Origin of the sequence: Pseudoalteromonas sp. SWXJZ94C (assembly GCF_015864385.1) — a bacterium.
Lineage (GTDB): Bacteria > Pseudomonadota > Gammaproteobacteria > Enterobacterales > Alteromonadaceae > Pseudoalteromonas.
Map to the genome: position 1 here is coordinate 1 of NZ_JADYXF010000013.1, position 12,458 is coordinate 12,458.

8 protein-coding genes are annotated in these 12,458 nt (G+C 40.5%); all 8 read right to left on the reverse strand.

The annotated features are described in order from the left end of the window. Positions 1-1,310 (reverse strand): transposase (locus I6F65_RS07295; protein WP_197112218.1); only part of this gene is annotated, 1,310 nt, incomplete at its 3' end. A 213-nt stretch (positions 1,311-1,523) separates the two neighbouring features. After that, positions 1,524-1,823 (reverse strand): hypothetical protein, encoded by a 300-nt coding sequence (locus I6F65_RS07300; RefSeq protein WP_166113849.1) that lies wholly within the window; start codon positions 1,821-1,823, stop codon positions 1,524-1,526. Positions 1,824-2,258: 435 nt separating this feature from the next. Next, positions 2,259-2,807, reverse strand: coding sequence for a hypothetical protein (locus tag I6F65_RS07305; RefSeq protein ID WP_197112220.1), 549 nt, complete (start codon positions 2,805-2,807; stop codon positions 2,259-2,261). Positions 2,808-3,124: 317 nt separating this feature from the next. Then, positions 3,125-5,380: an acyl-CoA dehydrogenase gene (locus I6F65_RS07310; protein ID WP_166113854.1), complete on the reverse strand. Its 2,256-nt coding sequence runs from the start codon at positions 5,378-5,380 to the stop codon at positions 3,125-3,127. 291 nt (positions 5,381-5,671) lie between these two features. Beyond that, complete coding sequence (locus I6F65_RS07315; protein ID WP_197112222.1) at positions 5,672-6,700, reverse strand: zinc-binding dehydrogenase; 1,029 nt, start codon at positions 6,698-6,700, stop codon at positions 5,672-5,674. A 10-nt stretch (positions 6,701-6,710) separates the two neighbouring features. Further along, positions 6,711-8,123: a TolC family protein gene (locus I6F65_RS07320; RefSeq protein WP_197112224.1), complete on the reverse strand. Its 1,413-nt coding sequence runs from the start codon at positions 8,121-8,123 to the stop codon at positions 6,711-6,713. Then, on the reverse strand, positions 8,116-11,268 hold the full coding sequence (locus tag I6F65_RS07325) for an efflux RND transporter permease subunit (protein WP_024610915.1): 3,153 nt from the start codon (positions 11,266-11,268) through the stop codon (positions 8,116-8,118). Before I6F65_RS07325 ends, I6F65_RS07320 begins: the two co-directional genes overlap by 8 nt. A 9-nt stretch (positions 11,269-11,277) precedes the next feature. Then, a complete protein-coding gene (locus I6F65_RS07330) occupies positions 11,278-12,447 on the reverse strand; it encodes an efflux RND transporter periplasmic adaptor subunit (protein WP_197112226.1) in 1,170 nt (389 codons plus the stop codon). Positions 12,448-12,458: the final 11 nt, after the last annotated feature.

A 12,458-nucleotide genomic window follows, 5' to 3' on the forward strand; every position in this document is an offset into this window, starting at 1 on the left:
GATTCATTATTTATAAACTGTACTTGTCGCCCCGTTTTAATGGGTGGCTTTCGCATGCATTGCTGCTTTAGCGGGCATGTTTTACAGTCTTTTAAGTAACCACAGAATCGCGTGTATTGCTGGTTATGACTTTTTACATTAACCCCACTTCGCCACATATCATTACCTGCAGGACAGCGGCATGTTTGGTTTGCTTCATCATAATGAAAATCATCTGAGGTAAATAACCGTGGCTTGCCTTTACTGCGTTTTAGTCGGCGCTTTTCTTGCTCCGTTTCGTATGTTTCGCTGTCTTTAAACAGCGGATTTCGTTTTCTAAATTGATTATCCGCAATGTAGGTATCGAACCCGCTTTGCGCCATAAATTCGAGATTTGCTTCGCTGTTAAACCCACTGTCTGCGGTGAACTTAATCGTGTGATCGTCTTTGCGCTTGTCAGTGTTCAATTTATCAAGCTGCTGCTTTAATTGCTTAACAGCTGGCTGTAGGGTTTGTTGCTCACCCACTGAGCCCCACGTTTGAGCTTGCAGTATAATTTGGTGTTTATCGTCATTAATCGCGATGCCGTTGTAGCCTTGAATTGTCCCTTTTGAGGTCGTCATTTTCGCGCTGTCGGGGTCGGTGATATTACTTTTAACTGGCTTGCCTTTACTGCCTGTTTTTTCTTTGTGAGTGGCTAAAAACTCGGTGATTTTATCTGCACTTTTATCTAGCTTCTCTTTTTGTTTTAAATCCTGAGTTATTAACTCTTCGCCCAGTCCATCTTGTGATTGGTGGCGTTCAATAATACGTTTGCTTGCGCGTTCTAGTTTTGCTTTTTTGCGACCTAACTCATCGAATGTGCCACTCCACTCTTTACTCGCATTGGACTTTAATTTACACCCATCAATGGCAAACATGTTGCGGCCTATCAAGTCTTCCTCATCACATATCATCAGCACTTGCGTAAAAATCGGCTCAATCTGTTCATGCATTTTAGCAACGAAGCCTGCTATTGATGTGTAATGCGGCTGGATATCTCCCGACACACTCATAAATAAAATGTTCGTCTCACACGCTTTAGCAATTCGACGGCTACTGATCAAACCATGTGCATAGCCCAGTAAAATAATCTTTAGCATTACCGAAGGTGGATACGCCGCCGCGCCCGTTTTGTCATTGTTATACCACGCGTCAAATCCCGATAAATCGAGTTTATTTTCGACAATATAACAAAGGGCATACTCAAAAGTGCCAGGCAGAATTTGCTCAGCGAAATTGATAGGAATGAATTTATTTTGACAGGATAAGTCAGGCTTGTAGTTAGCCATAACAGTTTACCGTGGGTGAATAATATCTATTAGATCACAGCGAACAGATGGATTCAAGGTTAAAAAGCAACCAATCAAGAATAGTTGGATACGTTCCTAAAAAGAGTAATTCTACAGCCTCAACGCCTTGCTAAGCGGATAAAAATGGTTGGTTAAAATCGCGAAGCGATAACCAACTGTTTTTATTCCGTTTAAGCAACTTGTTAGCAGTATTTATGTCCACAATGCCCATCGAACATCTATGAGCCGATGTAACATTCTATTTTGCTCACTAATTTCTTCAGGCTCTGGCACTAGATCTTCGTTATATGTAAGCCACCAATTATAAAGCTCTGTGATTTCTTGCTTAGTTGAACGAGTTTTTTCATCAGCATCCCAATCGATAATCTCAAACAGCTTTTCTTTTTCGACTGTATCTTTTAGTAGCTGAAAACAGGCATGCAACATTACAGAGTCTTTATCTCGCCATTCTTCATTTAGGCTTTCAATTTTCAAACTATTGCCAGGTTCCATAAAACTCCCAAATACTGCTAACAGCTTATTGACACCACTTTGGGGGTTATAACACCCCAAAACGGCGTATATTACATTGCTCAATAATTCCACTAAACAACTTCCATGTAAACAAGTAATTACGTATTTTGTAAAGTTATTGTTGTTAAAATACACCAAAACGACTTTTAATAATGTTATTGGATAAAACACAAACAACTGTTTATATATACAGCTTAGTATACTAGGCAGCCACTCTAATCGAAGAAGCTAAACTGTGCTGTGAAATACACGCACAATGATGGGTGATATTTATACCGAAAATGATGAATGTCGTCATTATTTTCATCTACATGGTAAAAAATAGTTCCTTATCTATTAAAAAAATCACTGCCTGTCAAATCAGATTATAGGGCATTAGCATAGTTAATTTAGGTGGCAAAATTAGCTATGTGACTAAAGGGCTGTGTCATCAATAATCTCTATTATTACCTTGTTATCAGCTGCTCTTAAAAAATTAAAATAGATATGTCTATATCCAAGAGAAACAACTATTAGCCCTTCTTGTAATACGTTTGAATTATTTATATTTTCTTTCAAGTGCTTAGATATTTCCTTAGGGATAGATTTGTAATCTTGAACCATTTCGGTTTGAGCCAGTAAATTTATTGCTTTATTTAGATAATGTTTTTTGTCGGCTACTAGGTGGCTATCATATAATGTATATTTAAATGTGTAAGCATAGTGAGCACAACCCCCATGAGTAACGTTAATTTCCATGAGTTTATAAAAAACGGCTGACTCAGAAATATCGTATTTATTAATACTTGTTGTGAAATTTGTATAACCTTTGTATTTAGGGTTGAGAATTCCCTTTATTGGTTTTTCTGCCGTACACTCTTCAAGTTCTGTTGTTTGTTTATCGCTTACTACTGCACTTTTATTATCAGCAGCATGTAGCACAAATGACATTAATAGTGTTAAAAGTACTATCCATTTTTTCATTTGGTTACACTCCGGTTTAACTTTACTGAAGAAATTGATGATTAATGTAACAATTCCCCCGTCACTAGCCAATTAGGAATGTAATCAAATAGCTAAATCGCTTCATTTATTTTTACCTAATTATGGTTTTAAGCGTTATTCAAATTTAATAAGAAAAAATAAAATAGGTATCAGTGTTACTTTCAAGCTAGCTTTTATTTAAAACACATAAAAAAGCCCCGCTTATTTTTACACAAGCGGGGCTCCACACTAATACTTTTCAACAATAAAAGCGCCGATACTGCGGGCGCTTTGCATTATTGAATTAATTTCACAGTCTACTGATTAACTACGCTTTTAAGCGGGTTTATCGGCTGTGCGTTATCGTCTAGTAGGTTCATATCAAAATCGAACTCATCTACACGAATCGCTTTTTCACGTTTGATGTTGTAATCAATTAACTGAACGTGTTCAGCTTGCGTGATTACGTTTGCCGCGAGTGCGTTATCAAGCGTGATGTTAAAGCGTATACCTGGTTTAATTACTTTAGCACGTAGTGCTTTTTTAACTTTAGCCAGCTCGCCAAGTGATGCCATTTTAGCTTTGTAAGCTTGCTCATTAATATGATGGCCATCGCCCTCTACTGGTTTAACTAAATGCGTGATTTGCGCTTTAAACGCGGTATCTAGCTGAGCTTGCTTAGCTAGTTCGCGGATTAAATCGTCGCTAATTTTTGGCATTTTAGTTGAGTAGTTCATTGTAATGAAACGAATAAACTTACGTGTACCACTTGCTGGGAAGTTATCTAAAAACTTATGCAATGCTTCTTCAGCACTTTGTAGTGCAAAACGAGTCGCGTAATGGAAATACGGCGCTGCTTGCTCACGGTCACTACTTGATACTTTTTGCTCGTAGTATTTAATTGATGCCATAGCTGCATATAAGAAGCTCATTACATCGCCTAAACGTGCCGATAGCATTTCTGCTTGCTTTAACTTACCGCCAAGTACCAGTAACGAAAAGTCTGCGTACACTGCAAGTTTTGCAGATAATTTATGTACTGCTTTTTCGTAGTCGCGTACTTCTGGTAATTCAGAATTAGCACTTGCTGTAAATGGTAAAACACCTAGGCGGAAAGCACGTAAGCTGTTTGCTGTGCTGTAGCCGATTGTTTTACGTAAAATACCGTTAAATTCTTTGTCAGCGCCTTTGTCTTCGCTGTGAATTGACTCAACCATAGATTGTAAATATGGATGACAACGCATAACACCTTGACCAAAAATCATTAAGTTACGAGTAAGAATGTTCGCGCCTTCTACCGTAATGGCAATCGGCTGAGCAACATAACCACTTGCTAATGTATTTTGTGGACCATTTTGAATCGCTTTACCCGCTTGAATATCCATTGCTGAATCAAGTACGTCGCGACCAAGCTCTGTCATGTGGTATTTAGCGATTGCGGTTACTACTGATGGTTTTAAGCCCATGCCTAAGCCTTCAGTTGTAAGTACGCGCATTGCTTCTTGTAGGTATGTTTTACCTGCAATGTCAGCTAGTTTTTCTTGAATACCTTCAAACTGACCAATGGCTAAACCAAACTGTTCACGCACTGCTGCGTATTCAGATGCTGATTTAAATGCAACTTGTGCTGTACTAACACCTAGCGCAGGTAATGAAATACCACGGCCGGCACCTAAACAGCTAACCAGCATTTGCCAACCACGGCCGATATTTTTTTGCCCGCCAATAACAAAGTCCATTGGAACAAATACTTTGTTACCACGTGTAGTACCGTTGTAAAAACGAATACCCATAGGGTCATGGCGATTACCAAGCTCTACACCTGGGTGTTCTTTTGGAATAAGTGCACAAGTAATACCTAAGCTTTCTTTGCCACCTAGTAAACCATCAGGGTCCATTACTTTAAAAGCTAAACCAAGTACAGTAGCAATAGGTGCAAGCGTTATGTAGCGTTTGTCCCATGTGATCTCAAGGCCAAGTACTTCTTCGCCTTTATACATGCCTTTAGTAACTGTACCAATGTCTGGAATGCCACCTGCATCAGAACCCGCTTCTGGGCTTGTTAATGCAAAACATGGAATGTCTGTACCATTTGCTAGGCGTGGTAAGTAGTGTGCTTGCTGCTCTTGCGTACCAAAGTGAAGTAATAACTCACCCGGACCTAACGAGTTAGGAACCATTACGGTTACTGCAACTGCAGAGCTCTTAGTCGCAATTGTGCCAACAATAGTAGAGTTTGCATAAGGGCTAAACTCTAAACCACCAAACGACTTAGGAATGATAAGCGAGAAAAAACGCTCTTTTTTCAAAAACTCTAAGATGTCATTTGGTAAATGAATGCCGTTTTGAATAACTGAATCGTCAATCATGCCCAGTAGTTCTTTTACTGGACCGTCTAAAAATGCTTGCTCGTCTGCACTTAGCTTAGCGGCAGGTACGTCGCGAAGTGCGCTGAAATCAGGTTTACCTTGGTAGATAGAACCTTCAAGCCATACATCGCCTGCGTCTAACGCTTCTTGTTCAGTGATAGATATACTTGGTAATACTTTTTTTAATTTTGTACGTAAACTCATGATTGAACTCATCCGACCAGCTAAATAATAACTACATTACGTCATAAAAAATCGTTTAGATCAATTACTCTATTCAATTAATTAACAGTTTTTTCAATTTATTTTCTTTACCTGAACGTAAACTGTTGAAACGCAAAGGCTTACAGCTGTACGCTGAAAATAACTATTTTTATCAAAATGATGAATAAAACAGCTAATAAATAGAAATACGATTTGGTGGGATGCAAAATACATAAAATAGGCACAAAAAAACGCAGCATAAAATGCTGCGTTTTTTAAAGTGACGTATGCTTATGGTGCTACATGAACAACTTGTTTACCCGTAAAACCACCCGCTAATTGTTTATTAAGTGCATCAGATACCGCTTGTGCATTAAACTCAACAGCGGTGAGTGCAGGCGTTTTAATATCGCCATTACATGCGCTTTCTAGTAACAAATTACCCATAAAACTTAAACGTTGCTGTGCACATAAGCTATTAGCAAGCCATGCACCACCAAGCGATACCACGCTAATGTTAGGCGCTCTGCGGTACATTAAGTCTTGATCAAAGCATGGTAGAGGGTTTAGGCACGCAATTTTACCGCAAAAACGCATTAGCTCAATATTTCTAGCCGTTGAGTCACCACCAATGGTGTCTATAACTGCGTCAAAGCCTTGTGGACCAAGTTCTCTGCGAATTTTTTCACACAACTTTTTATCGTTGTAATCAAAAACCATGTCTGCGCCTAGCTGCTTAACCAGTTTATGGTTTCGCTTTGATGCAGTTGCAAATATATCTGCTCCACGCTGCTTAGCATACTGAATAGCAAACTGCCCTACAGCGCCCGAACCACCTTCAATAAGTACGGTATCGCCTTCGCTAATGCTAAGTTTATCTAAACTTATAAGCGCAGCCATACCTGCACAAGGTAAAATAGCGGCCACCGCAGGGCTTAGCCCTTTAGGTAAAACCGATACTGCGTAGTTAGGTACTTTTGTATATTCACTCAGTACACCTTGGCCACCAACGCTTGCGTGCCACATAACCCGCTCACCCACATTGGGAAAAATACCTTTGCTGGCTTTTACCACCACACCTACGGCATCAAGGCCTAAAATATGAGGGTATTGCCATTTGCAAAAACCCGATTTAGCAAACTGCCCATCAACAGGGTTTAAGCCTACGTACTCCACTTTGATAAGTAGTTCGTTATCTGCACACTCAGGTACAGGTAACTCAACGTCAGCTAATTTAATTTCCTCGTTAGGCTCTGCTAATACAATGGCACGCATTGTGTGCGGTACGGTGTATTCATGTAAAACATCAGTATCAGACATCAATAAAGCTCTACTTATTAGTGTTACTTAATGCATAACTCCATCGCCCGTTAAATGACTGATATGCATTAACTTTAGCGAGTAGCGATGAAATTGTTGAATCGACAGCATTTTCTTGCGCTATTAAAACATCCTGACGCGCATCTAACAACTCAAGATAAGGAATTTGCCCTTCTTCGTACATTGCCTCTGCTTGTAAAAATGCTTTGTTAGCAAACTCATAGCGCTCATCAGCAAAACGTTTTTGCTGTGTTTGATTGACCAAAAGTTGCAACGAAAGTTCACTTTCGCTAACGGCTTTTAGCACAACTTGTTGATAATCGCTGTACGCAGCTTCACTTAAAAACTGCTGCGCATCACGTTGCGCTAAAAGTGCTGGGTAACTTAATATTGACCACTGAATTTGTGGTGCAACTTGCCACTGTTGTTGCGTATCGCGAAGTTCGGTACTGCTAATGCTCAACACGCCAGCAAACCCGCTTAGGCTTATATCAGGTAGTAATGCTTTGCTTGCTGCAACACTTAAGCTATTTGCCTGACTAAAGTTGTACAAAGCACGGCTTATATCAGGTCTAAGCGCTATTGCATTATTTGGCTCACTAAGGGATACCGTAAACTCATGCTCTAAAACAGTTTGCTCATTAGTAAGAGTAACGTCTTGCGTTAAGTTTCCGGTTAGTACAGCCAAGGTAGATAAGTCGCGATATTTAGCATATTCAATTGCCGGTATTAACGCTTCTTGTTGTCTGAGCTGCGCCATTGTTCGGTTTAAATCAAGCTCATTTGCAACGCCTTCGTCTACTCGTGCTTGCAGCACCTCTATACTTTGTTCAAGCGCTTCTATTTGCAGCGCTACAATGTGTTGTTTTTCAACATTACCCTGATAGCTTACAAACCCTTTAACAACAGACGAAACCACTTCAATTTGCAGTAAACGTACTTGCTCTGCTTGGCTCATAGCCGATGCATTTGCCGCATCAACCAATGCTGTAATGCGCCCAAACAAATCAAGTTGCCAGTCGAGTGCTAAATTAGCACTCGATTGACGACTATTTACATCACCCAAACCACTGCGCTGAGCACCAATTTCTATACCACCTTGTGGCAAGTATTGCGCTTTTTGCTCGCCTAGCCGTGCTAATGCACTTTTAAGCGTGAGTTGGCTTGTTTTTAAGTCGTAATTATTTGCAAGCGCTTTGGTTACCAGCTGATTTAATTGGCTTGAATCAAGCCCTTTCCACCAGCTAGTTTCATCAACACCAGTAAGTTGCTCTGCAACAGCTGCTTTTGCAACAAACTCATTAATTGCATTTTGCTCACTTACTGTATCTATTTTGCTAGCACAGCCAGATAAAAATGCAGCCACCAATACAGCACTTATTGTTAAGCGTGTTTTTAGCATTTTATTTGCTAACTTATTCATGTGGTAACTCCTGCGCTTTTTCTTTTTTATTCACAACAAGCATATAAAATACCGGTGTAAACAATAAGCCAAACACAGTCACACCAATCATGCCTGAGAACACGGCATTACCCATTGCATGGCGCATTTCTGCCCCTGCGCCCGTTGCTAATACAAGCGGTATAACACCTGCTGTAAATGCAATTGAGGTCATTAATATTGGGCGTAAACGCATACGACACGCAGCTAATATTGCATCCATATGAGATAACCCTGTCTCGTTTTGATCTTTAGCAAACTCAACCATTAAAATCGCGTTTTTAGATGCCAAGGCGACCAGTACTATTAACGCTATTTGCGTAAATATATTATTGTCTGAGCCTACAAACCACACACCAAGTAACGCTGAGAATATGGTCATTGGCACTATTAAAATAATAGCCAATGGTAAACGCAGGCTTTCGTACTGAGCAGCAAGCACCATAAATACCAGTAACACTACCAGTGGGAATACATACACCATGGTGTTACCAGCAAGTACTTGTTGGTAAGTAACCTCAGTCCACTCGTATTCAATTCCGCTTGGTAAGTTATCAGCAAGTATTGCTTCAATAGCCAATTGTGCTTGATCAGAGCTGTAACCAGGCGCTGGACTGCCATTAAGTTCTGCACTTGGGTAACCGTTGTAATGCATTACACGGTCTGGACCAATTGTTGGTGTAACCGTTAATACTGAGCCTAATGGCACCATGTTACCTGCACGGTTTCTTACTTTTAGATTAAGAATTTGATCTGGATCTAAACGATAATCAGCATCTGCTTGCGCGTTTACCTGATACGTACGACCAAACAAGTTAAAGTCATTTACATACACTGAGCCTAAATAAACTTGCAGCGAATTAAATACTTCATCAAGTGGAATACCCTGAATTAGTGCTTGCTCGCGGTCTACGTCTATATCCATTTGTGGTACTTGAATACGAAAACTTGAGTAAAGCCCTATTAACGCAGGATCTTTTTGTGCTTTACCAATAACCGTTTGCAGGCTATTAAATAACGCTTCGAATCCTTTATTTGATCGGTCTTCAATTTGTAACTTAAAGCCACCCGTTGTGCCTAAACCTTGAATTGGCGGTGGCGGGAATACCGCTACAAATGCTTCATCAATCGCGGCAAAACGTTGGTTTAACTGCGCAGCAATTGCCATAGCTGATTTACTTGGATCGGCGCGGTCTTCAAACGCATCTAAAGGTGTAAAAACAATGCCGCTGTTAGGGCTGTTGGTAAAACCATTTACCGACAAACCAGGAAAAGCAACCGTATGGGCAACACCCGGCACATCTAAGGCAATTTGTTGCATTTGTCTTAATACATCTTCAGTACGGTCAAGGCTTGCTGCGTCTGGTAACTGAGCAATTGCCACTAAATATTGCTTATCTTGTTGTGGAATAAAGCCACCTGGTACGGTATCAAACAATTTAATTGTACCGCCAACCAGTGCAACATAAGCCACCATAGCAATTAGGCTTAGACGAATTAGCTTTTTAACTAATTTTTCGTACCCTTTAGCGCCACGGTCAAATACACGGTTGAATGGTTGAAATAACCAACGACCAAATAATTTATTTAGTAAACGTGTAAACGCATCCGGTTTTGCATCGTGCGACTTTAATAATAACGCAGCTAATGCAGGCGAAAGAGTTAATGAGTTAAAAGCAGAAATAATGGTCGAAATTGTAATTGTTAATGCAAATTGCTTATAAAATTGACCAGACAAACCCGTAATAAAGGCTGTTGGAATAAATACTGCGCTCAGCACTAATGCAATCGCAATAATAGGGCCGGTTACTTCGTTCATAGCAACGCGTGTTGCTTCAAGTGGTGATAAACCTTGCTCTATATTACGCTCAACGTTTTCTACTACTACAATCGCATCATCTACAACAATACCTATGGCAAGTACTAACCCAAATAACGATAAGGTATTAATCGACACGCCCAACCACTGCATAACAGCAAACGTACCAATAAGTGAAATAGGCACAGCAATAAGCGGAATAATAGACGCACGCCATGTTTGTAAAAATACAATAACTACAATTACAACCAGTACAATTGCTTCAAGTAACGTTGCAATTACTGCGTCAATCGAGCCGCGTACAAATACAGTAGGATCGTAAACAATGTCGTATTTAACCCCTTCAGGAAAATCTTTTGATAAACGCGCCATGGTTTCGCGCACTTGATCAGAAAGCTCAATGGCATTAGAACCAGGGCGTTGAAATATAGGCATAGCAAGCGCTGGCTGAGTGTCTAGCTCTGCGCGAAGTGAATAGGTGTCTTGACCTAGCTCAACACGTGCAATGTCAGATAAACGTGTTAGCTGCCCTTCCTCACCTACTTTAATAATTACTTGCTCAAACTCTTCAATACTATTTAAACGACCTTTAACGTTTAATAGTATTTGGAATTGACTGTCGTTTGACACCGGCTGAGCACCTAAGCTACCTGCAGCAACTTGTTGGTTTTGCGAACGCAGCGCCGTTACAACATCGGTTGCTGTTAGCTCACGTGCTGCTAAAGCATCTGGGTTTAACCAAACACGCATTGAATATTTGCCCGCACCAAATAAGCGAATGTCGCCCACACCTGGTAGCCGTGCAATTTCGTCTTTAACATACAAATCGGCATAGTTAGATAAATACGCGGTATCGTGTGTTTTTTCTGGCGAATATAAATGCACTACCATGGTTAGATCTGGTGATGATTTTTCGGCTACCACACCTAAGCGTTGTACTTCTTCAGGCAAACGTGGCAAAGCACTGTTTACACGGTTTTGTACTTGTACTTGAGCACGGTCTAAATCAGTACCCAGTGCAAACGTTACCGTTAGGGTCATACGACCATCGCTGGTTGCTTGTGAAAACATATACAACATGTTTTCAGTACCGTTAATTTCTTGCTCGAGTGGTGTTGCTACCGTTTGTGCAATAACCGTTGGGTTTGCACCTGGGTAACTTGCGGTTACAACAACTGTTGGTGGTACAACTTCTGGGTATTCACTTACCGGAAGCTGAAATAAAGAAATGCCACCCGCAATTAAAATAACCAAAGACAACATAGCCGCAAATATCGGCCGTTGAATAAAAAAGTGTGAAAATTTCATCAAAAAACCTTATTGCTTAGCTACTACGCTTGATTCGTCATTAGAGAGGGTGAATGCAACATCACTGCTATCTATTGTTACTGTATTTGGTTCAATTGGCATACCAGGACCTACGCGAGCTGGGCCATTTACTGCAATCACATCGCCTTCAGATAAACCAGATGTCACTGCACGAAGCGATCCGTAACGCTCACCCACTGTCACTAATTTGTACTGCAGCACGTTGTTTTCGCCAACAGTTAATACAAAGCGATTTTTTAAATCAGTACCAATTGCTCTGTCTGGCACTATTACTTGCTCAGAAATTGAATTAGCCGCTAATTTAATACGTGCAAATGAGCCTGCTCTAAGTTGGTTGTTATCTTCATTAAATACGGCGCGAACACGAAGCGTACCCGTAGAAGCATTAATTTGGTTATCAATAAAGTTGATATACCCTTTGTACGCAAAATCGCTTTGCCCTACTTTTTGCATTACAACAGGTTGGCGACTTGCCGCTGTTACATTGCTAAAAGCACTGTTCCAAGTGCGTTCGTCAACATCAAAGTAAGCGTACATTTTTTCGTTAGAGACGATGCTTGTTAGCACACTTTGACCCGCAATAATGTTATTGCCTCTCGTGATGTTTGCACGGGAAATTATGCCATCGATTGGCGATACAATTGACGTAAATTCTAAATCAAGTTCTGCCGATGTAAGCTGTGCTTGTAATGCAGCAAGTTGCGCTTCGCGTTGGTGTAAAATAGACGTGCGCGACTCTGTTTGTTCAGTAGAAATAGCTTTACGCTCCATTAAGCGGACCGCACGTTTAGCTTCGCTTTTTGCTTGTTCTAATGCAGCTTGTGCACTATTAATTTGCGCTTCAAGGCTTGCTACAACAGCAGCAAATGGGCGGTCGTCTAACTTAAATAATAAGTCGCCTTTTTTTACATTATCGCCTTCATTAAATGCAATATGATCAATAACACCTGATACGCGTGGCATTAAAGCCACTTCTTGAGGAGACTCTAAGCGAGTTGTATAGGTGTGCCAGCTTTGTACTGGTTTAACTAATACAGGTGCAACATCGATTGGCTGAAGATGTTGTGCTTGAGCCGAAGGGGGTGTGCTCTCATCAGCACAACCTGCAAGTGTTAGTAATGCGCCAGCGAGTGCAGCAGCAATTAAATGTTTTTTCATGAAGACGCTCC